At 72.9% G+C, this 23283-nt stretch carries 21 protein-coding genes and 6 tRNA genes; 9 read left to right on the top strand and 18 right to left on the bottom strand.

Translation table 11 applies throughout. The features are described from left to right. Positions 1-26: 26 nt before the first annotated feature. The 7 genes from ABZY33_RS27455 to ABZY33_RS27485 all read right to left on the bottom strand — a co-directional run bounded on the left by ABZY33_RS27455 (position 27) and on the right by ABZY33_RS27485 (position 7330). Complete coding sequence (locus ABZY33_RS27455) at positions 27-2771, bottom strand: Tat pathway signal sequence domain protein (protein WP_356494363.1); 2745 nt, start codon at positions 2769-2771, stop codon at positions 27-29. Between the two features lie 63 nt (positions 2772-2834). Next, positions 2835-3410 carry a hypothetical protein gene (locus ABZY33_RS27460; RefSeq protein WP_356494364.1) on the bottom strand — a complete coding sequence of 192 codons (576 nt, stop codon included), beginning with the start codon at positions 3408-3410 and terminating at the stop codon, positions 2835-2837. Then, on the bottom strand, positions 3407-4282 hold the full coding sequence (locus ABZY33_RS27465; RefSeq protein WP_356494365.1) for a carbohydrate ABC transporter permease: 876 nt from the start codon (positions 4280-4282) through the stop codon (positions 3407-3409). Before ABZY33_RS27465 ends, ABZY33_RS27460 begins: the two co-directional genes overlap by 4 nt. After that, positions 4279-5253 (bottom strand): sugar ABC transporter permease, encoded by a 975-nt coding sequence (locus ABZY33_RS27470; RefSeq protein WP_356494366.1) that lies wholly within the window; start codon positions 5251-5253, stop codon positions 4279-4281. Before ABZY33_RS27470 ends, ABZY33_RS27465 begins: the two co-directional genes overlap by 4 nt. Positions 5254-5266: 13 nt before the next feature. Further along, on the bottom strand, positions 5267-6550 hold the full coding sequence (locus tag ABZY33_RS27475) for an extracellular solute-binding protein (RefSeq protein ID WP_356494367.1): 1284 nt from the start codon (positions 6548-6550) through the stop codon (positions 5267-5269). 210 nt (positions 6551-6760) lie between these two features. Continuing rightward, positions 6761-6832: transfer RNA gene (locus tag ABZY33_RS27480), tRNA-Val, on the bottom strand. A 60-nt stretch (positions 6833-6892) separates the two neighbouring features. Next, positions 6893-7330, bottom strand: coding sequence for a TIGR02611 family protein (locus ABZY33_RS27485; RefSeq protein ID WP_356494368.1), 438 nt, complete (start codon positions 7328-7330; stop codon positions 6893-6895). Between the two features lie 190 nt (positions 7331-7520). Here ABZY33_RS27485 and ABZY33_RS27490 point away from each other — a divergent pair, with 190 nt between their 5' ends. Together ABZY33_RS27490 and ABZY33_RS27495 are read left to right on the top strand one after the other, a co-directional pair. After that, entirely contained in the window at positions 7521-7934 is a 414-nt protein-coding gene (locus ABZY33_RS27490) for an SsgA family sporulation/cell division regulator (RefSeq protein WP_004002642.1), read from the top strand. Between the two features lie 257 nt (positions 7935-8191). Beyond that, positions 8192-8761, top strand: a complete 570-nt coding sequence (locus ABZY33_RS27495) for a CGNR zinc finger domain-containing protein (RefSeq protein ID WP_356494369.1) — start codon at positions 8192-8194, stop codon at positions 8759-8761. 30 nt (positions 8762-8791) lie between these two features. On the opposite strand, the gene ABZY33_RS27500 is transcribed toward ABZY33_RS27495, so the two are convergent. Further along, entirely contained in the window at positions 8792-9010 is a 219-nt protein-coding gene (locus tag ABZY33_RS27500; RefSeq protein ID WP_356494370.1) for a hypothetical protein, read from the bottom strand. A gap of 170 nt (positions 9011-9180) precedes the next feature. Continuing rightward, positions 9181-9639 carry a hypothetical protein gene (locus ABZY33_RS27505; protein ID WP_356494371.1) on the bottom strand — a complete coding sequence of 153 codons (459 nt, stop codon included), beginning with the start codon at positions 9637-9639 and terminating at the stop codon, positions 9181-9183. Between the two features lie 177 nt (positions 9640-9816). Between ABZY33_RS27505 and ABZY33_RS27510 the strand changes: the two genes are divergently transcribed. After that, positions 9817-10332: a DsbA family protein gene (locus tag ABZY33_RS27510; protein WP_356494372.1), complete on the top strand. Its 516-nt coding sequence runs from the start codon at positions 9817-9819 to the stop codon at positions 10330-10332. A gap of 33 nt (positions 10333-10365) precedes the next feature. Here the strand turns inward: ABZY33_RS27510 and ABZY33_RS27515 are convergent, their stop codons facing one another. The 3 genes from ABZY33_RS27515 to ABZY33_RS27525 are packed head-to-tail and all read right to left on the bottom strand — an operon-like array spanning position 10366 to position 13145. Next, positions 10366-11190 (bottom strand): GNAT family N-acetyltransferase, encoded by an 825-nt coding sequence (locus tag ABZY33_RS27515; protein WP_356494373.1) that lies wholly within the window; start codon positions 11188-11190, stop codon positions 10366-10368. A 42-nt stretch (positions 11191-11232) separates the two neighbouring features. Beyond that, a complete protein-coding gene (locus tag ABZY33_RS27520; RefSeq protein WP_356494374.1) occupies positions 11233-12054 on the bottom strand; it encodes an aminodeoxychorismate lyase in 822 nt (273 codons plus the stop codon). After that, complete coding sequence (locus ABZY33_RS27525) at positions 12051-13145, bottom strand: chorismate-binding protein (protein WP_356494375.1); 1095 nt, start codon at positions 13143-13145, stop codon at positions 12051-12053. The genes ABZY33_RS27520 and ABZY33_RS27525 overlap by 4 nt, the downstream gene beginning before the upstream one ends. Positions 13146-13312: 167 nt before the next feature. Here ABZY33_RS27525 and ABZY33_RS27530 point away from each other — a divergent pair. From ABZY33_RS27530 to ABZY33_RS27550, 5 genes are all read left to right on the top strand, one after another. Beyond that, positions 13313-13385, top strand: a tRNA-Gly gene (locus tag ABZY33_RS27530). A 35-nt stretch (positions 13386-13420) separates the two neighbouring features. Next, positions 13421-13494 (top strand) — tRNA-Cys (locus tag ABZY33_RS27535). A 1-nt stretch (position 13495) separates the two neighbouring features. Further along, positions 13496-13567: transfer RNA gene (locus ABZY33_RS27540), tRNA-Val, on the top strand. Between the two features lie 39 nt (positions 13568-13606). Then, positions 13607-13678: transfer RNA gene (locus ABZY33_RS27545), tRNA-Val, on the top strand. Positions 13679-13741: 63 nt separating this feature from the next. Further along, positions 13742-13813, top strand: a tRNA-Val gene (locus tag ABZY33_RS27550). 67 nt (positions 13814-13880) lie between these two features. Here ABZY33_RS27550 and ABZY33_RS27555 read toward each other — a convergent pair. The 3 genes from ABZY33_RS27555 to ABZY33_RS27565 all read right to left on the bottom strand — a co-directional run bounded on the left by ABZY33_RS27555 (position 13881) and on the right by ABZY33_RS27565 (position 15577). Next, entirely contained in the window at positions 13881-14165 is a 285-nt protein-coding gene (locus ABZY33_RS27555; RefSeq protein WP_356494376.1) for a zf-TFIIB domain-containing protein, read from the bottom strand. 69 nt (positions 14166-14234) lie between these two features. Then, the gene (locus ABZY33_RS27560; protein WP_356494377.1) at positions 14235-15185 is read right to left on the bottom strand and encodes an aminoglycoside phosphotransferase family protein; all 951 of its coding nucleotides are present in this window, start codon (positions 15183-15185) and stop codon (positions 14235-14237) included. A 182-nt stretch (positions 15186-15367) separates the two neighbouring features. Beyond that, the gene (locus ABZY33_RS27565) at positions 15368-15577 is read right to left on the bottom strand and encodes a hypothetical protein (protein ID WP_356494378.1); all 210 of its coding nucleotides are present in this window, start codon (positions 15575-15577) and stop codon (positions 15368-15370) included. A 537-nt stretch (positions 15578-16114) separates the two neighbouring features. Between ABZY33_RS27565 and ABZY33_RS27570 the strand changes: the two genes are divergently transcribed. Then, on the top strand, positions 16115-17329 hold the full coding sequence (locus tag ABZY33_RS27570) for a serine/threonine-protein kinase (RefSeq protein WP_356494379.1): 1215 nt from the start codon (positions 16115-16117) through the stop codon (positions 17327-17329). A 13-nt stretch (positions 17330-17342) separates the two neighbouring features. Here ABZY33_RS27570 and ABZY33_RS27575 read toward each other — a convergent pair whose 3' ends face one another. From ABZY33_RS27575 to cobT, 3 genes are all read right to left on the bottom strand, one after another. Next, positions 17343-18170, bottom strand: coding sequence for an RNA methyltransferase (locus ABZY33_RS27575; RefSeq protein ID WP_356494380.1), 828 nt, complete (start codon positions 18168-18170; stop codon positions 17343-17345). A 55-nt stretch (positions 18171-18225) separates the two neighbouring features. After that, entirely contained in the window at positions 18226-19461 is a 1236-nt protein-coding gene (gene cobA / locus ABZY33_RS27580; RefSeq protein WP_356494381.1) for a uroporphyrinogen-III C-methyltransferase, read from the bottom strand. Between the two features lie 198 nt (positions 19462-19659). Beyond that, a complete protein-coding gene (gene cobT, locus ABZY33_RS27585) occupies positions 19660-22953 on the bottom strand; it encodes a nicotinate-nucleotide--dimethylbenzimidazole phosphoribosyltransferase (protein WP_356494382.1) in 3294 nt (1097 codons plus the stop codon). Positions 22954-23283 lie beyond the last annotated feature (330 nt).

Raw genomic sequence — 23283 nt, forward strand, 5'->3', positions numbered from 1 at the left:
TTCCTTTCAGCGGTCAGGGGCGGGGGTCAGGGCATGGCGTCCCCGATCAGGGCGAGGTTCTCGATGGCGGCGAGACCGTACAGGGCCGTGTCGTTGGTGGAGACCCAGGCCGCCTCGGCACCCGCGACCAGCGTGAGCGGTCCGCCGGTGCGCTCCGTCTTCCACGGGGCGGCCTCGGTGTAGCCGTCGCTCTTGTAGAACTTCTCCCAGGCGCGGGCGGCCAGCTTCGCGTCGCCGGTCCGCACGGCGGCGTACGCGTCGAGCCGGGAGTGGCCCTGGAAGAGCAGCAGGGAACCGAAGTCGCTGCCGTAGCGCGCCTTCTGCTCCGCCTTGGTGGCGTTGAAGTAGCGGCAGTAGTCGTAGTACGCCTCCTCGAACTCCGGCATGTCGAGGAGGTCGATGAGTTCCGCGCACAGTTCGTTGAGGCCGAAGACGGCGGACAGGTGGGAGACGGCGACCACCGGCCGGTCCGCGACGGCGAACCTGCCGGTGTCGAGGGCGTACAGGCCGCTGCCCTGCACGAAGCCGTTGGGCTGGGCGGCGATGGTCTCCATGGTGGAGCGCACCCGGTCGCGGGCCTTCTCCCACTGCGGTCCGCGCCGCTCCCACTCGGTGAGCCAGGCGGAGACGAGGCCGCTCCAGTCGGTGCCGAAGCCGATGGACAGGGCGTGCGGGTCGGGCCGGTAGTCGGGGTCGGGGCGGACCTTGCGCTGCGGGTCGAGGACGAGGAAGGTCTCGTCGGAGTCGACGGCGGCGTGCATCAGGTCGCCGACGCGTTCGTCGCCGGTCAGGAAGTAGTAGTACCGGCGGTACGTGGTGTTGGCGATGCGCTGCTGCTTGGCGGAGTCGGCGTAGTGCTGGACGCCGTGGCGGGTGCCGAGCCCGGCCCACTTGCCGAGGTGGTAGACGTCGACCTCGCCGGTGTGGCGGGTCATGGTCTCCGCGAAGCGGAAGATGTCGGCGCGGCCGCTGCGCAGGTAGGCGAACCAGAGCCAGAGGTCGGGCGAGAGTTCGGAATTGTCCCAGGCGTAGCCGCCGACGTCGTAGCGCCACTGGTGGCGCACGGCGTCGTAGGAGTGCATCACGTCCCCGTAGTCCCAGAACCCGTACCAGCGGCGCGTCTCCACCTGGTCCTTGTAGTAGGTGAAGAGGAAGTCGAGGTGGTCCTCGATCCGGGCCTTGGCGGGGGTGGAGCGGTCGGGCTTCGAGTAGAGGCCGGGGCCGAGGACGCGGGCCTTGATGAGCTGCTCGGGCGGTGCGGCGAGCTGCGGCAGGACGCGTACCGCTCTCATCTGCCGGGTGAGGGTCTCGGGCGCGGGGGTGGCGTCGTTGGCCCAGAAGAGCAGCTCGCTGGTGCGGGCGATGCCGTACGGCGTCCCGAAGCCGGGTTCGTAGTCCTCGTAGCTGATGTTGAGGCCTTCGAGTTGCTCCGCGTACGTGTCCTGGCCCATGCCGTCGTGGTAGAAGCGCAGGTCCATCGGCTGGGCCTCGGGTGACCAGAGCCAGAGGGTGACCTCGGCCTCGTCGGTCTGGGCGCCGCGGATGTCGAGTCCGGCCGGGTGCTTCTCCCAGAAGTCGCGCAGGCCGAAGGAGAAGCCGCCGCTGGGGCCGCCGAGGTAGCCGAAGCCACCGGCCCGGCGGCCGCCGCCGGCGCCGATCCAGCCGTGCCCCTTCATGGTGCGCTTGCGCAGGGTGAAGCCGTCGGCGGAGAGCTGGGAGAGGGTGTAGTCACCCCATCGGGGGATGTACTGGAGCCGTGTGGTGACGCGCTGGTCCCAGGTGGCGGGGTCGGGGAGCCGCTCGCCGGCGAACTGGGCGGCCTGGACGGCGGCGCCGGGGTCGCGGCGCAGTCCGGTGATGCCCTGGACGGCTTCGCGGAGCAGGCCGGTGTCCTCGCCGCCGATGCGGATGTGCCGGTCGTAGGCGGCGTCGCGCATCGGCACGGTGAAGCGGACGCCGAGCCCGCGGATGAAGTCGCCGGTGGCCTTGCCGGGTTCCTGCGTCCCGTCGAACGTGATCGTGTGCACCATGCGGAACGAGTCGGCGCCCGCGTGGAAGGAGAGCCGGACCGAGAAGGGCAGCCAGCTGCGCCGGCCGCGGCGGTGCCTGCCGTCGATGCGGACGACGGCGCGGACGGGCCCGTCCTGCTCGACCTTCGTCTCCTCGATGACGCTCTCGAACCGCTCGTACGCCGCGCTCCCCCGGTCACCGTCGTCGATCTCGCCCTGGCGCAGCAGGACGAGCCGTCCGTCCCGGGCGATCTCGGTGGCGCCGCGGGTGACGCTTCTGACGAGGGCCGAGCCACTCTTGCCCAGCTCGGCGACGAGAACGCCGGTGTCGACGGTGACGGTGCCGCCCTTCGTGGAGACGGTCACCCTCTTCTCGGGCGCGGCGGCCTTCCCGGCGGTGAGGGTGAGCTTCCCGGTTCCGGCGCCGGGTCCGACGGCGTGCGCGGTCCACTTCAGGGAGCCGTCCGGCCACTGCGCCAACGGCCAGGTCTGTACGGGGACCTGTCCGCCGTCCGCGTCGGTGAGGGCGAACTCCTGGCCGTGCTGGTACACCCCTTTCGGCCAGGGCACGCCGACGGTGGAGCCGGGGGCGGCGCCGAGCCCGCCGTCCTCCAGCCAGCCGAGGGTGACGGGCTCGGCCCCGGCGGCCGGCGCGGCCGGGGCGGCCTGTGCCTCTTTGTCGCCGAGTGCCCAGCCGAACTGGGCGGCGGCGCCGGCGACCGCGGCTGCTTTCAGGAGGGATCTGCGAGGAATGGGGGACATCGTCGGTCCTTTCCGTGCATGCCAGAGGTGCGGGACGAGAAGGGGGTCCGCGTGTGGCGGTGCTCAGCGCTCGCGTTCCTCGACGGCGACGGCCGCCGCGGCGAGGATGCCGAGCGCGGGGACGGCGAGCGGTGCGAGGAACCCGGCGCACAGCAGCACGACCGCGAGGCCGCAGACGAGGAGGAGAGAGCCGGCGGGCGCCCGGACGGTGCGCCGGGCGGCGGCGGGGAGGAGGGTCCGCCAGTGCGCTCCGGGTTCCCAGACGGCGGCGGCCCGCAGGACGGTGACGGCGGTGCCGAGGAGGGCGAGGACAGCGACGGCGGCGGCGAGCCGGCCGCCGGGCAGTCCGGAGCGCGCGACCCGCAGGTCGGTCCAGACAGCGGCGCAGACGGCGAGGCCGGCGAGCCCGGCCAGCCAGCCGTGGCGGGCCGCGCGGCGCAGGTCGGCGGTGAACTCCCGGTGGCTCGCGGGGTGGTGTCCGAGGTGGCGGTGCAGGTGCCGGGAGCCGGCCGCGAACGCGGCGGGCGCGGTGACGAGGGGGAGGGACGCGAGGGCGATCCACACCCCGGTCAGCAGGCACTCGGCGAAGACCGAGAACCCGATCCGGCGCCGGGACTCGACGGCCGGTGGCGCGCTCATCCCTTGAGTCCCGAGGTCGCCATGCCGTCGATCAGGTGGCGCTGGAAGGCGAGGAAGAAGGCGAGGACGGGGAGGAGCGCGACCAGCGACATGGCGATCATGCCGCCGTAGTTGGAGATGCCTTCCTGGTCGCGGAACATCATCAGGCCGAGCGACACGGTGTATTTGGAGGGGCTGTTGAGGTAGATCAGCGGCCCCATGAAGTCGTTCCAGGCATTGATGAAGGTGAAGATGGCGCTGGTGATGAGGGCGGGGCGGCTGAGCGGCAGCACGATGGACCAGTAGGTCCGCAGGTGGCCGCAGCCGTCGAGCCGGGCCGCCTCGTCCAGTTCCTTCGGCAGCCCGCGCATGAACTGCATCATCAGGAAGACGAAGAACGCCTCGGTGGCGAGGAACTTGCCCGCGACGAGCGGTACGAGGGTGTCGATGTAGCCGAGGTGGCGGAAGAGGACGTACTGCGGGATGAGCAGCACGTGGTACGGCAGCAGCAGCGTGCCGATCATCAGCGTGAAGAGCAGCTTCCGTCCGGCGAAGCGGATCTTGGCGAAGGCGTACGCGGTGAGCGAGCTGGAAAGGACGACGCCGACCACGGCGAGGACCGCGTACGTCAGCGAGTTGACGAAGAAGCTGCCGACGGAGATTCCGGAGATGCCGTCGGCGAGGCCGGAGAAGTTCGACCAGACCGGCTCCACCGGGATCAGGTCGAGGCTGCCGACGATGTCCTTGCTCGGTTTGACGGCGGCGCCCGCCACCCAGATCACCGGGTAGAGGACGACGGCGAGCACGACGAGCGCGCCGAGGTGCCAGACGACGGAGCCCCTGCGCCGCCGCTCGGTCGCGGGGCCCGCTGCGGGGCTGAGGGCACTGGTCACGTGGCGGCCTCCGTACTGTCGGCGCTGTCCGCGTAGTGCACCCACTTCTTCTGCGACCAGAACAGGACCGCCGTGACGAGCGCGACGGCGATCACGAGCGTCCAGGCCATCGCGGAGGCGAAGCCCATCTGGGACTCCTTGAAGCCCTTCTGGTAGAGGTAGCAGGTGTAGACGAGCGTGGCGTCGGCCGGACCGCAGCGGGTGTCGGAGACGACGTAGGCGGAGCCGAACACCTGGAAGGCGTGGATCGATTCCAGCAGGACGTTGAAGAACAGGACCGGCGAGATCATCGGCAGGGTGATGTTCCAGAAGCGGCGCAGCGCTCCCGCCCCGTCCACCTCGGCGGCCTCGTACAGCTCCACGGGCACCTGTCTGAGTCCGGCCAGGAAGATGACCATGGGTGCGCCGAACTGCCAGATGCTCAGGGCCACCAGGGCGTACAGGACATGGTCCGGGTTGCCGATCCAGCCGCCCCAGTCGATGCCGAAGACCTGCTGCGTGCGGTCCACGACGGCGTCGTCCGAGAAGAGGGCCCGCCATACGAAGCCCACGGAGACACTGGCGCCGATGAGGGAGGGCAGGTAGAAGGCGGCCCGGTACAGGGTCTGTCCGCGCCGGCTCTGCGCGAGCAGCAGCGCGACGCCGAGCGCGAGCAGCAGTTTGAGGGGCGTGGCGACGACGACGTACTTGAGGGTGACCTGCACCGACTTCTGCCAGCGCGGGTCCTGGAACATCGTCGTGAAGTTGTCGAGCCCCACCCACTGCGGCGGTGTGAACAGGTTGTAGCTGGTGAAGGCGTAATAGAGCGAGGCGATCATGGGTCCCGCGGTGAGCAGCAGGAACCCGGCGAGCCACGGTGACATGAAGAGGTAGCCGGCGAGGGTCTCGCGGCGCCGCCCGCGGCGCCCGGGGGCGAGAGCGGGGAGCCGCTCCCGGCCCGGGGCGGTGGGTGAGTCCTTGACGAGCGTCATGGCGTACGTCCCCTCAGCCCGCGAACGCGGCCTTGGCCTCGCCGAAGAACTGCTTGGCTGCGGCGGCCGGCTTGTTCTTGCCCTGGGCGACCTCGCCGCCGATGCGCAGGAACGCGGCCTCGATGACGTCGGCGCCGGACGGGTGCGGGGTGATCGTGCCGAGCACTCCGGCGTCGGCGACCTCCTCCTCGTAGGCGGCGACGCCCTTGTTGGTGGTGTCGGCGGGCTTGTAGGCGGCGTACTGCTCGGTGGTGGCGAGGATGCCGCGGTCGTAGCCCATGATCGAGCCGGCCTCGGGGTCGTGGACCATGAAGTCGATGAACCGGGCGGCTTCCGTGGGGTGCTTGGTGCCGGTGAAGGCGCTGAGCATGAGGGAGCCGAGGTACTGGCCCGTGTTCTTGCCGTCGGTGGTGGGGATCGGTGCGAGGCCGTAGTCGGACTCGCCTTCGCCCTCGTAGCGGATCGAGAAGTTGTCCCAGGTGAATTCGGACGCGGCGAGCCCGGCCGAGAGTCCGGACTCCGGTTTGGCCTGCTCGATCTTCTTCGGGTCGGCGACGAGACCGGACTTCACGCGCCGGTACCCGTCGTTCCACCACTGCGTCAGGTCGGCCTCGGTGAAGCCGAGTTCGGTGTCGGTGAAGAAGGCCTTGCCGTTCTGACGGAGGTACAGGTCGTAGAGGTACATGATGCTGAAGTAGCCGGTGTCGCCCGCGATCTTCTGGGTGTCCTGGATCTTCTGGAGCGCGTCGAAGTAGTCGTCCCAGGTCCAGCCCATCTCGGGCTTGATTCCCGCCTTTTCGAAGATTTTGAGGTCCACGACGAGCGACATGGTGTTGGCGCCGACGGGGACACCGAGCTGCTTCTTCTCGACCTGACCGGCGGTCAGTACTCCGTTCCGGAAGTTCTTCAGGCTCAGATTCCCCGCGTCCGCTTGGGACTTGAGGTCCATCAGGACGCCGCGCTTGTCGTACTTGCGCAGAAAGGCGACCGAATTCTGGAAGACGTCCGGCGGATTTCCGCCGGACGCCTGGGTCTGGAACTTCTCCCAGAACGATTCGTAGTCGGTGAATTCCGGTTTGATCCTGATCTTCGGGTACTTCTTCTCGAAGAGCGCGATCGTCTTCTTGATGGCGATCGTCCGGGGCTCCCCGCCCCACCACGCGTACCGGAGGGTCACCGGGCCGTCGCCCGCTCCGCTTCCGCCGCCGCAGCCGGCCGCCGTCAGACCGAGCGCCGCGAGCGACCCTCCCGTGGCCCTGAGCAGGCCACGCCGGTCGAGATCCCTGTTCGTAGGCACAGTTCGCCCCTCCACCCTGCGCATTGAATCGTTTTAGGCAAGCGCTTGCCGGGCCAAGGTAGAGAGGGGGTGGGGGCGCGTCAACGGTTCGGGCAGAATTGGCGTCGAAGCGCTTCGAAAGGGCAGTTCACGACGGTGTCCGCACGTCGGCCGGATCCGGGAACGCCGAAGGCCCCGGAGACGTGATGTCTCCGGGGCCTTCGGTCCGGGTGGGCGATACTGGGTTCGAACCAGTGACCTCTTCGGTGTGAACGAAGCGCTCTCCCACTGAGCTAATCGCCCGGGCGCAGGAAGAACATTACCCCATGTCAGAGGGGCCGATGACCACCCCGCGCGGCGCGCTCACTGCTTGATCTTCCACGGCATCTCGAAACCGAACTTCCATACGTAGACCGCGACCAGCACCACGATGATCACCAGGCCCACCGTGGTCAGGATGATGTTCCGGCGCCGCACCCGGGGGTCGAGGGCGCGCTGTGTGGCCTCGGTGACCTTCCGCTTCGTCCAGCGCAGCACGAGCTGGGCCCAGACGAACTCGGTCGCCCAGATCGCCATGCCGCCGAAGATCACCAGCCAGCCGGGGCCCGGCAGCGGCAGCATCACGATGCCCGCGCCCACCACCGCGAGGCCCACGACGAAGACGCCGACCTGCCAGCTCAGGTGGAGCGCTCTGCGCTCCTGGATGAACTCCGGCGCCCGCGAGCCGAGCGGCTTCGCCCCGGATGTGGCCTCATCGGCACCGGCGACCGGACCCGTCGCCTCGTCACTCCCCGTATTCATGGCACCAAACCTACCGGACGCATTCGCGTCACCGGAATGGCCGTTACCCACCGGATAAGACTCGGCCGTACGAGCTACGTAAAGCCGCCCAAAACACTCAGAGGGGTTTACAACGGCACCGTAGGTGGCATGTCGATTTCGCCGACGTGCGAATCCCCGAGCGCACACTGAGCGAAAGGCCCTGGCGCTTATGAACACCACGGTCAGCTGCGAGCTGCACCTGCGCCTCGTTGTGTCGAGCGAGTCCTCACTGCCTGTACCCGCAGGACTGCGGTATGACACGGCCGATCCGTATGCCGTGCACGCCACCTTCCACACCGGAGCCGAGGAGACGGTCGAGTGGGTATTCGCCCGCGATCTCCTCGCCGAAGGCCTTCACCGGCCGACCGGCACCGGCGACGTCCGAGTCTGGCCGTCCCGTAGCCATGGTCAGGGCGTCGTCTGCATCGCCCTGAGCTCTCCGGAGGGCGAGGCTCTGCTCGAGGCCCCGGCGCGGGCCCTGGAGTCCTTCCTGAAGCGGACGGACGCCGCCGTGCCACCCGGTACGGAACACCGTCACTTCGACCTCGATCAGGAGCTGTCGCACATCCTCGCGGAAAGCTGACCGCGCGGGAGGCGCACGCCGGCAGCCAGCCGGCGTGAGCGGAGCGAGAGCGCCTCGCGCCGTCCACTCGGGGAGACGGCGCGGTGCACCAAGGCAGGACAACCGCACAGCGCAGAGACCGGCGTCGCCGCCGTGGGAACGTCCACGGCGGCGGCGCCGTCGCGTGCGCCCTGCTCCCCCGCGGCGCAGGGGCGCTAGGGTCGGTCTTCCCACCGCGCCCGCCCGGCGGACGCGGGCTGACGGCCAGGGAGCGAATCGTGCTGATCACCCATGACACCCGGTGCGCGCTCGACACCGTGGTCGATCTGGTGAACACCGCGCCGGACAGCCAGGCCCCCGCCGGGACCGCCGACGGACTCGCGAGCGTCGCGGCCCTGGGGGATTTCGTGGCACAGCACGAGATCAGCGACGTCGGCGTGCTCACAGACCGTGACCTGGAGATGGTGCGGTCGGTCCGCGCCGAGTTCGCTCAGGTGTTCGCCGCCACCGAGCCGCGGCGCGCGGCGACGGTGATCAACGATCTGGTGGCGGCCGCCGGCACCACGCCCCGCCTCACCGACCACGACGGCTACGACTGGCACGTGCACTACTTCGCGCCCGGCGCCTCGGTCGCGGACCACCTGGCGGCCGACTGCGGGATGGCCCTGGCGTTCTTCGTGGTCGCCGGGGAGCAGGACCGGCTGCGGCGGTGCGAGGCCCCGGACTGCCGGTACGCGTTCGTGGACCTCTCCCGCAACCGCTCGCGCCGCTACTGCTCCAGCCGTACCTGCGGGAACCGGCTCCATGTGGCCGCCTACCGCGCGCGCCGCAAGGAAGCGGCGGGCTGAGGGCTCCCGCGCGGGCGGCGCCGCGGCGCCTCACAGCAGCAGCAGGTCGTGCAGGGCGGCGATCAGGAAGAGGCAGCCGATCACGCCCAGGAAGATCATCAGCGGCGGCTGGGAGAGGGCGAAGAGGCAGCCTCGCTGGGTTTCGGGGGGTACGGGAACGGGGGCGGGGGCGGGCGGCGCGGGCTCGCCGGTCGGCGCCTGCCCCTGGTCGGCGTCCAGCTGGTCGGCCAGCTGCGGTGTGTCCAGCATCTCGTCGCGATGATGTCGCAGATCCAGGACGGAGATCGCCCAACAGCTCCCTGGCGGCCGGGAGTTCGCCGGATTACGTGACTTTCACCCGGGCACCTGCGCGAAGAGAACGGCGCCACTCGAACACGTGGTCCACCGGGCCGGTCCCTGACCGGACGCGGATACCCCGCTCAGATGCCGTGCTTCTTCAGGATCGCCTCGATGTCGCTGAAGTCGTCGGCCCCGCCGGTCTTCGGCTTCTGCGCCCGGGGCTGCGGCTGGGCGGCGGGCGCGGGGCGCGCGTTCCCGCCGAGCGAAGGCGCGGAGGCGGCCGGGGCCACGGCCTCGCGGCGCGCCGCCTTCGCCGCCGCCCTGCGTTCCTTGCGGCTGCCGCCGCCGCGCCGCTCGGCCGCGCGGGTCCCCAGGAACAGCAGCCAGGCCGCGCCCAGCACACCGAATCCGGCCCACGCGGTCGGGCTGAAGGCGGTGTCCGCCACCCAGGCGACGGCGCCGGTCATCACCAGGCCGAGCGGCACCAGGGCGTAGGCCGCGGTGCGGGCGGCGGCGAGGAAGCGCTTGCGGTAGGCGGTCACCGCGGCGATGCCCAGGCCCGCCACGGCGACGGCGGAGCAGACGGTCTCGGCAATCATCCGGTCCTCCTGGGCTCGGGCGTCGGGTCGCGGGGCGCGGCGTGCCGTCCCCTTCCATCCTGCACCGCCGGGGCGGCCCGGGGCCACGGGCCCGGCGGACCTCAGGGACATCTCGGGGTCGTCCCTCCTTCCCAGGTCCAGGTCGAGGGCGGCGACCCGGCCTGGGAGACTGGCCCCATGAACGACCCGAACCCGATCCTTGACGTGTGGTGCGAGCTGCAGTGCCCCGACTGCCGCTCCGCCCTGGACGACGTACGCGCGCTGCGTGAGCGGTACGGCGACCGCCTCGACGTGCGGCTGCGGCACTTCCCGCTGGAGAAGCACAAGCACGCGTTCGCCGGGGCGCAGGCCGCCGAGGAGGCGTTCGAGCAGGGCCGGGGGTGGCCCTATGTCGAGGCGGTGCTGGAGCGCGTCGAGGAGTTCACGGATGAGTCCTTCCTCGTCGAGGTGGCGCGTGAACTCGGCCTGGACGCCGAGGAGTTCGACACCGCGCTGATCGACGGCCGGCACATCCTGATCGTCGACGCCGACCAGGCCGAGGGCAAGGCGATCGGGGTGACGGGCACGCCCACGTACGTCGTCGGCGGGGAGCGGCTCGACGGCGGCACGAGCCAGGACGGGCTGCGCGCGCGGATCGAGGAGATCGTCGACCGCCTCCTCGCCGAGCAGGCGGGACAGGCGGGGCCGGCCTAGAGGCTGTCGCGCGGGCCCGGGCCCGGGGGCCCGTCAGAGCAGGTGCTTGTACAGGTGGTGCCGCGTCGGTGTGTACCCAAGTGACGTGTACAGGCGCAGGGCGGGTGTGTTGCCCGCGAACACGTTGAGGCCGATCCGGGTGGCGCCCGCGGCGAGCGAGTCGGCCTCGGCGGCCAGCATCAGGGTGCGCCCGTGCCCCCGGCCCCGGTGGCCGGGGTCCACCTCGATGTCGTAGACGTACGCGCCGTCGGAGCGCTGGGCCAGCCACAGGGTGCCGACCTGCCGCGCGTCGTGTTCCAGCACGCTGATCAGGACGTCCGGGGTGGCGATGCCGCCGGGCAGCAGGGCGAGGTGGTCGCGCTCGGCCTTCGCGCGGGCTTCCTGCGGCGAGGCGCCGCGCTCGACCACGGTGCGCGCGTACCGCTCCCGCGCCCGCGTCAGCCACGGCCCGAACTCGGCCTCCGTCATCCGGCGCGCGACGCTGCCGGCGGGAAGCTCCGGCGGCCGCTCCGGCAGGGTCTTCGCGAGGTTCCGGTTGCGCTCGACGTAGCCGAGGGCGCCCGCGAGCCGGAGCAGCTCCTGCCGGTCGGCGGGGACCGTCGCCTCGATCCGGCGGCAGTCCCAGGAGCGGGCCACCTCCTCCGCGGCGAGCGCGGCGACGGTGCCGCGCCCCCTGCCCCGGTCCGGCCCGTCGACGTACAGATCCAGGACCTGGGCGACGGCCGGCCCGAACACGGGGTGCGTGGCGAGGTGGAGCGTGCCGACGGGGCGGCTGTTGACGCACACCGTGTAGTGGCGCGAGCGCGCCCCGTCGGCCGTGCGCTGGAGCGGCTCGGTCGGCCGCAGGGTCGTGGTCATCACCGGTGTTCTACCCGGCCGTGCCCTACGGACCCCAGCCGTTCACGGGTCGAGGCGCTCCCCGGCCCGCTCGTCCCAGACGCGCATCGCCTTCGTGGTGACCGGGCCGGGCGTGTCCGGCAGGTCGCGGTCGTCGATCCGGTGCACGGCCTGGATGTCGCGCAGCGTCGAGGTCAGGAACACCTCGTCGGCCTCGGCCAGCACCGACAGCGGCAGCTCCGTCTCCTGGGCGCCGGTCCACTCGACGGCCAGGGCGCGCGTGATGCCCGCCAGGCAGCCGGAGGCGAGGGGCGGGGTGTGGATCTCGCCGTCCAGGACGACGAAGACGTTCGAGCCCGTGCCCTCGCAGAGCCGGCCCAGGGTGTTGGCGAACAGCGCTTCGGAGGCGCCGAGTTCGCGGGCGCGGGCGAGCGCCACCACGTTCTCCGCGTACGAGGTGGTCTTCAGGCCCGCGAGGGCGCCGCGCTCGTTGCGGGTCCAGGGCACGGTGATCGCCGCGGTGGTGTCGGGGCGCCGCTTCGCCTCGCCGAGCGCGACGACGAGCGTGGTGCCCTCCTCGCCGCGGTCGGAGCCGAGCGGGGAGAGGCCGCCGGTGTAGGTGATGCGCAGCCGGCCCAGCGCGAGCGGGTTGGCCTCGACGACGGCGGCGCAGGCGCGGCGCACCTCGTCGAGGTCCGGCTCGGGCAGTCCGAGGCCGCGGGCCGAGCGGGCCAGCCGGTCGAGGTGGCGGGTGAGCGCGAACGGGGCGCCGTCGACCGTCTTCACCGTCTCGAAGATGCCGTCGCCCACGGTCAGCCCGTGGTCGAAGACGGAGACGCGTGCCTCCTGGGTGTCCTGCAGCCTGCCGTCGAGCCAGATCTTCACGTGAGGTCCCTCTGTCTTTCCCCGGGCGCGCCGGGAGGCGCGGGCCACGATCCGCTCGCCGGCCCGTCGTACCCCTGCGACGCTACCGCCAGCAGCCGCTCCGCCTTCAGCTCGGTCTCCCGCCACTCCCCCTCGGGGTCGGAGCCCCAGGTGATCCCGGCCCCGGTCCCGAACCGCAGGACGGCGCCGGCCGCGGTGCGGTCGATCCAGAAGGTGCGGATGCCGACGGCCAGTTCGCCGGTGCCGCGGTCGGCGTCGACCCAGCCGATACCACCGCAGTACGGGCCGCGCGGCGCCGTCTCCAGCGCGCCGATGACGCGCAGGGCGCTGGACTTCGGCGCCCCGGTCACGGACCCGGGCGGGAAGCAGGCGTCGAACAGCTCGCTCCAGCCGGCGCCGGCGCGCAGTTCACCGCGGACGAGCGAGACGAGGTGGACGAGACCGGGGTGTTTCTCGACGACGCACAGGTCGGGGACGGTCACGGTGCCGGTCGCGCAGACGCGGCCCAGATCGTTGCGGACCAGGTCCACGATCATCACGTTCTCGGTGTGGTCCTTCTCCAGGAGGTCCGCCTCGGTGCGTCCGGTGCCCTTGATGGGTCCCGATTCGACGAGAGTGCCGCGGCGGCGCAGGAACAGCTCGGGCGAGGCCGTCGCGATCTCCACGCCGTGGCCGGGCAGCCGGACGGTGGCCGCGTACGGCGCCGGGTTCCCGCGGGCGAGCAGCGAGGTGAGCGCGTCGACGTCCGCGCCGGCCGGCACCGGCGCGGACAGGACGCGGCAGAGGTTGGCCTGGTAGACCTCGCCGGCCGCGATGTGCGCGCGGATGCGGCGGACGCCCGCGGTGTACGCGGCGTGGTCGAGCGAGGACGTCCAGTCCCCCGGCGCCGGTGCGTGCCAGGCCCCGGGGCGCGGGGCGGGCACCGGCTCCCGGCGTACGCGGCCGAAGCGGGCGCAGACCAGGCGCCCCTCGAAGTCGGCGGCGACCGCCCAGAAGCCGGTGGTGTCCAGGGCGGTGGGGTCGCTGGTCACGTCGCGCAGATCGGTCGCGAGGAGTTCACCGAAGCGGGCGAGAGGCGGGAAGTCGAGCACATGGTCGAGTCTAGGGCGGGTGACGCGGCGGTGACCTGGGGTGGAGGCGGCGGCGTCGCTCCGCCGGTCGCACCTCAGCACGCTGCGCAAACGCGTTTTTGTGCTGGCCCGGGAATCCGCTAGAGTTCAACACGTCGCCGGGACGCGCAAGCGGTCCGGAATGACACGCGAACGTAGCTCAGTTGGTAGAGCGCAACCTTGCCAAGGTTGAGGTCGCCGGTTCGAACCCGGTCGTTCGCTCGAAGTGGGGGATCTTCCCGAACCCCTACGCTCCTGGTGGAGTGGCCGAGAGGCGAGGCAACGGCCTGCAAAGCCGTCTACACGGGTTCAAATCCCGTCTCCACCTCCATGCGCGATTAGCTCAGCGGGAGAGCGCTTCCCTGACACGGAAGAGGTCACTGGTTCAATCCCAGTATCGCGCACTGGATCTTCGGATTCCGGTCCGTATGCCATCCACCCCCGCGCGATTAGCTCAGCGGGAGAGCGCTTCCCTGACACGGAAGAGGTCACTGGTTCAATCCCAGTATCGCGCACGCGGCACCACGCAGTACCCGGCAGCACCCCTCGCGGCGCCTGATAGAGTCTGGCCCGTTCCCGCGCGATTAGCTCAGCGGGAGAGCGCTTCCCTGACACGGAAGAGGTCACTGGTTCAATCCCAGTATCGCGCACAGCCAAGAAGCCCCGGTCCTCGGACCGGGGCTTCTTCGTGCCCGCGGCGGCGCGGGCGCCGCCGGCTCAGGACGAGAAGAGCATCCGGCCGAAACCCCGGTTGTGGTGACCGTGGTGACCACCATGGTGACCGCCGTGGTGCGGCGCGCCCCAGGCCGGGGCGGGGGCGGCGGGGTAGGCCTGCGGGGCCGGCGGCGGCGGGGCCTGCTGCTGCCACTGCGACTCCAGGCGGGTCAGCGACTCCAGCTCCCCGTAGTCGAGGAAGATCCCGCGGCAGCCGCTGCACTGCTCGATCTGGACGCCATTGCGGTTGTACGTGTGCATCGGTGCGTGGCACTTGGGGCACTGCATGATCGGATCAACTCCTCGCCGTTCGGTACTGCTTCGCCGGAACACTTCCCGGCTTCCGTCCTGCGCACCCTACTTGGCGGCGGTGGGGCCCAACTGGGCCGGTATGCCCGCCATTCGGTCGCAGGCGTCGACGACGGCCACCTCCACCTCGTCGAGGGGCCGGCCCGCCTCGGTGGCCTTGGCGACGGCGAGGGCGGCGGTCTGCACGGTCAGGGCGCGGGCCGGGACGTCCAGGGCGGGCCAGGGGTCCGGGGCGCTCAGCCGCGGGGCGCCGCCCGCCCGCCGGTACGCGGTGAGGAAGCGGGTCCAGTCGTCGGGGGCGAGCAGGCCGCAGGCGAACCAGGCGGCCGGGCGGGCCAGGTCCCAGGCCGGGTCGCCGAGACCGAGGTCGTCGATGTCGATGAGGAGCCAGCGGCCGGAGCCGGCCGGGCTGCGGACCAGCTGCCCGAGGTGCAGGTCGCCGTGGCACAGGGCGCGGGCGTGGTCGCAGGGGGCTTCGGCGCGGGCCCACGGCGGGAGCGTGGCCCACGCCCGCCGGACGGGGCAGGCGGCGGGGTGGCCGGGGGCGCTCGCGCGCAGCCTGGCCAGGGCGCGGGCCGCCTTGAGGGGCCCGCGCATCGGCGGGAGCGGGCCCGCCGCGAGCGAGGCGGGCGGCGTGGTGTGCAGGCGGGCCAGGAGCGTGGCGGCGGCTTCCCAGGGGGCGTCTTCCGGGTGCTCGGGGTCGACCGGGGTGCCGTACGGCCAGAAGGTGACGAGCCGGCCGTGCAGGGGCGCCGCCTCGGGACGCAGGGGCGGCAGGAGGATCCCGGCGAGCGCGGGGGCGGCGGCCACGGCGAGACGCGACCGCAGCGCGGCCGCGTCGGTGTCCGGGGCGTGCGCTTTGGCGACCGCGGCGCCGTGCCGGACGACGGTGGCGTCGGGCCGGTCCGCGAGCGTCTGCGCGGTGCAGCCGTCGCAGGCGCCCGGGTGGGACGCGCCGCGGACCGCTGCGCGGAGCGCGGGGGCGAGGGACGTGGTCACGCCCGTGAGCGTACGGGCCGCGGCGACGGGCTCGTCCGGTGCCGGGGTGGGCACATGGCAATGCCGCGTGCAGCTCCCCAGCTGCACGCGGCATCTGTGCCGTCCGCCGCACCCCCGTCCCCACGGGGTTTCCTGGTCGGATGGACCAGCCCGGACCGCTCATCCGGGCCTGGAGGCGCCGCTCAGCGCCCCAGCATCACGCCCACGGACGACGCTTGCGTGACCATCGCGTCCCAGCCGCCGAAGACGACGACGAGCAGGGCAGCGAGAGGAAGGACCATGGCCGTGGCCACCAGCGGATGCCGGCGGCCGGTCGCGGAACTGCCGAACGTGACAGTCCTGCGGGCCCACGTGCTGCGGAACGCTGTCGTCCGCGGTGTCGTGTCCGCCATGGTCCTCTCCCGGTCGAGTTCGTGAAGTACGGGCAGCGGCGGGTACCTGACCTCGGGGGACGAGTGCTGTACCCGCCGCTTGACCTCAAATCTATGGGCGGCGGCCGCCGGGGGCGTCATGCCCTCGTACCGATTGCCGGGCCTCCCGGAGGATGACCGCTCCCCCGCCGCGTACTCCCCTGGGTGGAGATGAGCCCCGGCGTCTCGGGGTCTTCCCCCAGGGGGCCTCCCGCCCGCGCGCGGGGTGACTTCCCTCACTTCCGCGGCCGGCCCTGGTCGCGCCCGCACGGGGTGGCTGTGCGCTCCGTGCGGCCCGCCCGGCCCGGCCGGTCTCCGGGGAGCCAAATTCCGTCGCCCGTAACGGGATTGGCGGTCCCGGCACCGGCAAGACGCTTTGTGGCCCTGCTCTCTGACCGACTTTCACCTCCCATGCCGGAGAACGGCAATCCGATTCGGTGCGAGGGCGCGGCCTGAGCGCACAGTCGGCCACGTAAACGTAAGCTGTCGCTCGTCAGACGAGACCGGGCAGCAGCGGGGATGAACATGGCGATGATGCGCCTCAGGCGCGAGGACCCGCGCGTCGTCGGCTCGTTCAGGCTCCACAGACGGCTCGGCGCGGGCGGGATGGGCGTCGTCTACCTGGGCTCCGACCGGCGCGGGCAGCGGGTCGCACTCAAGGTGATCCGGCCGGATCTGGCGGAGGATCAGGAGTTCCGCTCGCGGTTCGCGCGCGAGGTCTCCGCCGCGCGCCGGATCCGGGGCGGCTGCACCGCGCGCCTGGTCGCCGCGGACCTGGAGGCGGACCGGCCGTGGTTCGCGACGCAGTACGTGCCCGGTCCCTCGCTGCACGACAAGGTCGCCGAGGAGGGGCCGCTGGCCGCCTCCGACGTGGCGGCCGTCGGCGCCGCCCTGTCCGAGGGACTCGTCGCCGTGCACGAGGCGGGGGTCGTCCACCGGGACCTCAAGCCGTCGAACATCCTGCTCTCCCCGAAGGGGCCGCGGATCATCGACTTCGGTATCGCCTGGGCCACCGGCGCCTCGACGCTGACCCACGTCGGGACCGCGGTCGGCTCCCCCGGCTTCCTCGCGCCGGAGCAGGTGCGCGGCGCGGCCGTCACCCCGGCCACCGACGTGTTCTCGCTCGGGGCCACCCTCGCCTATACGGCCACGGGCGACTCACCCTTCGGGCACGGCAGCTCCGAGGTCATGCTCTACCGGGTGGTGCACGAGGAGGCGCAGCTGCACGGCGTGCCGGACGCACTCGCACCGCTGCTGCGCGCCTGCCTCGCCAAGGACCCCGAGGAGCGGCCGAGCACGCTCCAGCTGTCGCTGCGGCTGAAGGAGATCGCGGCCCGCGAGGCGCAGGGCCTGGGCGAGGCCCGGCCGCCGGCGCCGCGTTCCGAGGCGGACCGTCCGACGGGCCGGCTCGCGGAGAGCTACGCGGAGCAGCGCACCCAGCGCAGCACCCAGCGGCGTACGCAGCCGGGGCCGCCCGCGTCGCGCACCGGCGGCGGGCGCACGGGCGGCGGGCGGACCGGCGGCGGGTCGGGGCCGCGCTCGACCACGTCCCGGTCGGGGAACCGGCCGGCTCCGCGCAGTGGTGCCGGGCGTCCGGCACCGCGGACGAACGGGACGGGGTCGGGCAAGAAGCTGCGGCCCGCCAATCCGCGGCTGCTGCGGCAGCGTCTTTTCGTGTTCGTGGTGGTGACGCTGCTCGTGGCGCTGGTGATCGCCGCGGCGCAGAGTCTGTGACGGGCGGACCGGCTCAGAGTCCGGGGCGGCCCGTCGCCACGGCGTAGAAGGCGACCGCGGCCGCCGCGCCCACGTTGAGCGAGTCGACTCCGTGGGCCATCGGGATGCGGACCCATTCGTCGGCCGCCATCAGGGCCTTGGTCGACAGGCCCTCGCCCTCCGCGCCCAGGAGCAGGGCGACGCGGTCCATGCGGTGCGGGGCCACCTCGTCCAGGGAGCGGGCCTTCGCGGCGGGGGTCAGCGCGAGCAAACCGAAGCCCGCCTCGCGGACCGTCTGCAGCGACTTCGGCCAGGATTCCAGGCGGGCGTAGGGCACGGAGAAGACCGCGCCCATGGAGACCTTCACCGAGCGGCGGTAGAGCGGGTCGGCGCAGTCGGGCGAGAGCAGGACCGCGTCCATGCCGAGGGCGGCGGCCGAGCGGAAGATCGCGCCGATGTTGGTGTGGTCGTTGACCGACTCCAGCACCACGATGCGGCGGGCGGTGGTGAGCAGGTCGTCGGCGGTCGGCAGCGGCTTGCGCTGCATGGAGGCGAGGGCGCCGCGGTGCACGTGGTAGCCCGTGACCTGTTCGGCGAGGTCCGGGGCGACGGCGTAGACCGGGGCCGGGACCTCGTCGATGACGTCGCGCATGGTGTCGACCCACTTCGCGGAGAGCAGCATCGAGCGCATCTCGTAGCCGGCCAGCCTGGCGCGCCGGATCACCTTCTCGCCCTCGGCGATGAACAGGCCCTCGGCCGGTTCCCGCTTGCGGCGCAGCTCGACGTCGGTCAGGCCCGTGTAGTCGCGCAGGCGGGGGTCGTCGGGGTCCTCGATGGTGAGGAGACCTTGGGGTTCAGCCACGGGTCGATACTGCCTTGTCCTGGGAGTGGTGCCAACGGTGGAGCGGCGCGCGTGCTCAGCGCTGGTCGCGGGTGGGGCTCTCGTGCACCACGGGGCCGATGACGATGACGGCCGGCGGCTTCACGCCCTCGGCCGTGACCCGCTCGCCGACCGTCGCGAGCGTCGCGTCGACCCGGCGCTGGGCGGCGGTGGTGCCCTCCTGGACCAGCGCGACGGGGGTGTCGGGGGCCTTGCCGTGCGCGACGAGCGCCGCGGCGATCTTCCCGATCTTGTCGACGCCCATCAGGATCACGAGGGTGCCGGTCAGCCGGGCGAGCGCCGCCCAGTCGACCAGGGAACGCTCGTCGTCCGGCGCGACATGGCCGCTGACCACGGTGAACTCGTGGGCGACGCCGCGGTGGGTGACCGGGATGCCGGCCGCGCCCGGTACCGAGATCGAGCTGGAGATGCCGGGGACGACGGTGACCGGGATGCCCTCGGCGGCCAGCGCCTGGGCCTCTTCCATGCCGCGTCCGAAGACGAACGGGTCGCCGCCCTTGAGCCGGACGACGGCCTTGCCCTGCTTGGCGTGGTCGATCAGCGCGTTGTTGATCGCCTCCTGCGCCATGAAGCGGCCGTAGGGGATCTTCGCGGCGTCGATCACCTCGACGTGCGGCGGCAGCTCGTCCAGCAGGTCGCGCGGGCCGAGGCGGTCGGCGATGACGACGTCGGCCTCGGCGAGCAGGCGGCGGCCGCGCACCGTGATCAGGTCCGGGTCGCCGGGGCCGCCGCCGACCAGGGCGACGCCCGGGGTGCGGGTCCGCTCGGCGGTGACGGTGCCGTCGCGCAGGGCCTCCACGAGGGCGTCGCGGACGGCGGCGGTGCGGTGCGGGTCGCGGTCGGCGGCCTCGGCGGAGAGCACGGCGACGGTCACGCCCTCGGTGCGCCCGGTCGCCGGGGTCCAGGCGGTCGCCGCCTCGGCGTCGTCGGAGCGTACGCACCAGACGCGGGCCGCTTCCGCCTCGGCCGATGCCTGCTCGTTCGCGGCGCGGTCGCCGGTGGCGATCAGCACGTACCAGGCGCCGTCGAGGTCGCCCCGCTCGTAGGGGCGCTTGAGCCAGGTCAGTTCACCCGCGTCCGCCATGGCCTCCACGGACGGGGTCGCCGAGGGGGAGATCAGGGTGAGGTCCGCGCCGGCCGCGATCAGCGCGGGGAGGCGGCGCTGGGCGACCTGGCCGCCGCCGATGACGACCGTCTTGCGGCCGGTGAGGCGGAGTCCTACGGGGTACGCGGGATGCTGAGCGGGGGGCATGTCTGTTCGGCTCCTGGCGGCTGGGCTCTTGGGCTGCGTCGTTGGAGCCCTGTGACGTGCGAGTTCGGGTGACGTCAGCTTATGGCCTGGCCACCTGGAACAGTTGCCCGGCGCTGACGTGCTGTGCCCACCCGTCCTGCCATGCGGGACGCCTGCCCACAGCGGGCGCGGACGGGCGTCCCCTTCACGTGCTGCGGGTCACTTCTCCGTGACGCCCGCTGAGTCGAACGTCGCGACCTCGTGCATCGCGCGGGCCGCGCTCTGCACGATCGGCAGCGCGAGCAGGGCGCCGGTGCCCTCCCCGAGCCGCAGGTCCAGGTCGACCAGGGGGCGCAGGCCGAGCTTGTTGAGCGCGGCGACGTGGCCCGGCTCGGCGCTGCGGTGGCCCGCGATGCAGGCGGCCAGCACCTCGGGGGCGACGGCGCGGGCCACCAGGGCGGCGGCGCCGGCGCTGACGCCGTCCAGGATGACCGGTGTGCGCAGCGAGGCACCGCCCAGGAGCAGGCCGACCAGCGCCGCGTGCTCCAGGCCGCCGACGGCCGCGAGGACGCCGATCGGGTCGGCCGGGTCGGGCTGGTGCAGTTCCAGGGCCCGGCGGACGACCTCCACCTTGCGGGCGTGCGTCTCGTCGTTGATGCCGGTGCCGCGTCCGGTGACCTCGGCGGGGTCGGCGTCGGTGTAGACGGAGATCAGCGCGGCGGACGCGGTGGTGTTGGCGATGCCCATCTCGCCGGTGAGCAGCGCCTTGTTCCCGGCCGCCACGAGGTCGCGGGCCGTCTCGATGCCGACCTCGACGGCCGCCTTGACCTCGTCGCGGGTCAGGGCGGGGCCGGTCGTCATGTCGGCGGTGCCCGCGCGGACCTTGCGGGGCAACAGGCCGGGTGTGGCCGGGAGTTCGGAGGCCACGCCCACGTCGATGACGCAGACCTCGGCGCCGACCTGGTTCGCGAACGCGTTGCAGACCGCGCCGCCGCCCAGGAAGTTCGCGACCATCTGGCCGGTCACCTCCTGCGGCCACGGGGTGACGCCCTGGGCGTGCACACCGTGGTCGCCGGCGAAGATCGCGACGGCCGCGGGCTCCGGGATCGGCGGCGGGCACATCCGGGACAGGCCGGAGAGCTGCGCGGAGATGATCTCCAGCATGCCGAGCGCGCCCGCGGGCTTGGTCATCCGCTTCTGCCGCTCCCACGCCTCGCCGAGCGCCTTGGCGTCCAGCGGGCGGATGTTGGAGACGGTCTCGGCGAGCAGGTCGTGCGGGTCCTCGCCGGGCAGCGCGCGGCGGCCGTACGTCTCCTCGTGCACGACCCAGGAGAGCGGGCGCCGCTTGGACCAGCCCGCCTGCATCAGCTCGGGCTCCTCGGGGAACTCGTCGACGTAGCCCACGCACAGGTACGCGACGACTTCCAGGTGCTCGGGCAGGCCCAGCGTGCGGACCATCTCGCGCTCGTCGAAGAACGAGACCCAGCCGACGCCGAGGCCCTCGGCGCGGGCGGCGAGCCAGAGGTTCTCCACCGCGAGCGCGGAGGAGTACGGGGCCATCTGCGGCTGGGTGTGCCGGCCCAGGGTGTGGCGGCCGCCGCGGGTCGGGTCGGCGGTGACGACGATGTTGACCGGGGTGTCGAGGATGGCCTCGATCTTCAGTTCCTTGAACTGCTTCGCGCGGCCCTTGGGCAGGGACTTGGCGTAGGCGTCCTTCTGGCGCATGGCCAGTTCGTGCATGGTGCGCCGGGTCTCCGCGGAGCGGATCACGACGAAGTCCCAGGGCTGGGAGTGGCCCACGGACGGGGCCGTGTGCGCGGCCTCCAGGACGCGCAGCAGCACCTCGTGCGGGATGGGGTCGGAGCGGAAGCCGTTGCGGATGTCGCGGCGCTCGCGCATGACGCGCAGGACCGCGTCGCGCTCGGCGTCCTCGTATCCGGAGGCGGCGGCCACACCCGGGTCGGGGCCCGCGGCCGGCACCGGCTCGGCGTCCGGTGCCGCTGCCTGCGGCTGCACCGGCTGGTGGCCGGGCTCGGGGGCGACCTCGATCAGCTCGGGTTCCTCGGCCTCGAACGGCTCGGCCGCCTCGGGCGCGGGCGTCTCGTCGGGGCCACCGTCCCGGGGCGCGGGCACGGCGGCCAGGGCCTCGGCCGGCTCCTCGGCGGTGGGGGCCTCGGGCGCCGGTCCGTCGACGGGCGGCAGCGCCTGCGCCGGCTCCTCGACGGGCAGGGGCTCGGCGGGGGCCGCCGCGGCGACGGGCTCGGCGACGACGGGCTCGGCGGCGACCGGCTCAGCGACGACGGGCTCTGTCGCGACGGGCTCAGGGACGCTCTCGGCGACCGGCTCGGTGACCGGTTCGGCGGGCAATCCGGCGTGCGGTGCGAGCGGCTGCTCGGTCGGCTGCTCGGTCATGGGCTCCGCAGCCGGCACCGGTTCCGGGACGGACCCCGGCTCCGGCTGCGCGGCGGCCAGCGGCTCGGCCGCAGGGACCGGCTCCGCGTAGGGCTCGGGCTCCGGCTGAGCGAAGGGCTGCTCCGGTTCAGCGGCGGCCACCGGCTCCGCGGCGGGCTGCTCCTCGGCGTACGCGGGCTGCTCCTCGGCGAACGCCGGCTGCGCGGCGGGCTGCTCCTGCTCCGCCGCCTGCTCGGTCGCCGCCGGCGCCTCGGCGGGCTCCGGCTCGGGCAGCGGCGGCACCGCCATGGGCCGCGGCGGCGTCGGCGCCAGGTGCGGCGTCGTGGGCACCGTGCCCTCGACCGGCACGAACTGGCCGAGCGGCTGCTCCGGCTCGGGCTGCTGCGGGAAGTCGTACGGCCCCGGCTCGTCCACGGCGTACTGGCCGGACCCGTCGGCGTGCCCCGCGTACGCGGCGACCGGCGCCGGCGCGGCCTGGGGCGCGAACTCCTGGGCGGCGGCCCCCTGCTGCGGATGCGGGAACTGCGGGGCCTGCTCAGCGGGGAAAGGTTCCCCCGCAGCCTGCGCGGGTGCCCCGGCCGGCTGCCACGGGGCGCCGCCCTGCGGCGGGATGTCGAGGTACTCCGGGCCGGTGGTGGGCGGGCCCGGGTGCCGGACCGGCATCGGGTGCGGCGGGCTCTGCGCCGGGCCGCGGTCGGCCAGCGACCGCACGGGGCCGGCGCCGGCGTCGGGGGTGGGCGGGCCCATGTGCAGCGGGCGGCGGGCGCCCCCCTGGCCGCCCTGCGTCTGGCCGGGCACCTGCATCGGGCCCAGGTCGTGGTGGCCGCTGTCGCGGCCGGCCATCTCGTGCGGTCCCGGCTCGTGGACGGCTGCCGGCTGCGGGTACTCCTGGGTGTACTGCTGCTGCGCGGGCATCGCCGCCTGCGGCGGCTCGCCCCACGCGCCCTGGGAGCCGGGCATGAGGAGCATCTCGTCGTCCTCGACGACGGCGTCGGCGGGATCGAGGTAGGTGTAGGCCCCCGGCGCGGGAGCGCCCGGCTGTCCCACCGCGCCTGCGTTCTCCGGCAGCCCTTCGCCCGGAACCTGACCGGTGTCGGTCATGCCTACCCCTCGCCCATTCGATGAGAACTTCCTGGCCGCTCCCGGCCGACCGCCGGAGATACGAGCCCCTGCATGCAAGCCGCTGACCGGAGTGGCACACGTCGTCCGCTCTTCATGTCGTCATGAAGAACGAGCGCGCGCGCCGCGCGGCACGAACCGCTCCGGACCACGGGTATTGTCCCGGCCGGACGGGGCCCGTGGCACCTGGTTCGGCCACCGCCTTCTGTGGACTGCGCCACGTTGCGCGTCCCCCGGTCGCCGCCGTACCACACGCGCTCCAAAAGTGGTGCGTTTCCGGGACATTGACCGACGCATCGGTGCACGTCCAGG

The sequence above is a fragment of the Streptomyces sp. NPDC006552 genome (assembly GCF_040611655.1).
Taxonomy (GTDB): Bacteria; Actinomycetota; Actinomycetes; order Streptomycetales; family Streptomycetaceae; genus Streptomyces.

What these genes read in the sequence shown, in the direction of transcription:
- ABZY33_RS27455 (WP_356494363.1), bottom strand. Translation starts at nt 2,771, where the DNA reads ATGTCCCCCATTCCTCGCAGATCCCTCCTGAAAGCAGCCGCGGTCGCC.
- ABZY33_RS27460 (WP_356494364.1), bottom strand. Translation starts at nt 3,410, where the DNA reads ATGAGCGCGCCACCGGCCGTCGAGTCCCGGCGCCGGATCGGGTTCTCG.
- ABZY33_RS27470 (WP_356494366.1), bottom strand. Translation starts at nt 5,253, where the DNA reads ATGACGCTCGTCAAGGACTCACCCACCGCCCCGGGCCGGGAGCGGCTC.
- ABZY33_RS27485 (WP_356494368.1), bottom strand. Translation starts at nt 7,330, where the DNA reads ATGAATACGGGGAGTGACGAGGCGACGGGTCCGGTCGCCGGTGCCGAT.
- ABZY33_RS27490 (WP_004002642.1), top strand. Translation starts at nt 7,521, where the DNA reads ATGAACACCACGGTCAGCTGCGAGCTGCACCTGCGCCTCGTTGTGTCG.
- ABZY33_RS27500 (WP_356494370.1), bottom strand. Translation starts at nt 9,010, where the DNA reads ATGCTGGACACACCGCAGCTGGCCGACCAGCTGGACGCCGACCAGGGG.
- ABZY33_RS27505 (WP_356494371.1), bottom strand. Translation starts at nt 9,639, where the DNA reads ATGATTGCCGAGACCGTCTGCTCCGCCGTCGCCGTGGCGGGCCTGGGC.
- ABZY33_RS27510 (WP_356494372.1), top strand. Translation starts at nt 9,817, where the DNA reads ATGAACGACCCGAACCCGATCCTTGACGTGTGGTGCGAGCTGCAGTGC.
- ABZY33_RS27515 (WP_356494373.1), bottom strand. Translation starts at nt 11,190, where the DNA reads ATGACCACGACCCTGCGGCCGACCGAGCCGCTCCAGCGCACGGCCGAC.
- ABZY33_RS27555 (WP_356494376.1), bottom strand. Translation starts at nt 14,165, where the DNA reads ATGCAGTGCCCCAAGTGCCACGCACCGATGCACACGTACAACCGCAAT.
- ABZY33_RS27565 (WP_356494378.1), bottom strand. Translation starts at nt 15,577, where the DNA reads ATGGCGGACACGACACCGCGGACGACAGCGTTCCGCAGCACGTGGGCC.
- ABZY33_RS27570 (WP_356494379.1), top strand. Translation starts at nt 16,115, where the DNA reads ATGAACATGGCGATGATGCGCCTCAGGCGCGAGGACCCGCGCGTCGTC.
- cobA (WP_356494381.1), bottom strand. Translation starts at nt 19,461, where the DNA reads ATGCCCCCCGCTCAGCATCCCGCGTACCCCGTAGGACTCCGCCTCACC.
- cobT (WP_356494382.1), bottom strand. Translation starts at nt 22,953, where the DNA reads ATGACCGACACCGGTCAGGTTCCGGGCGAAGGGCTGCCGGAGAACGCA.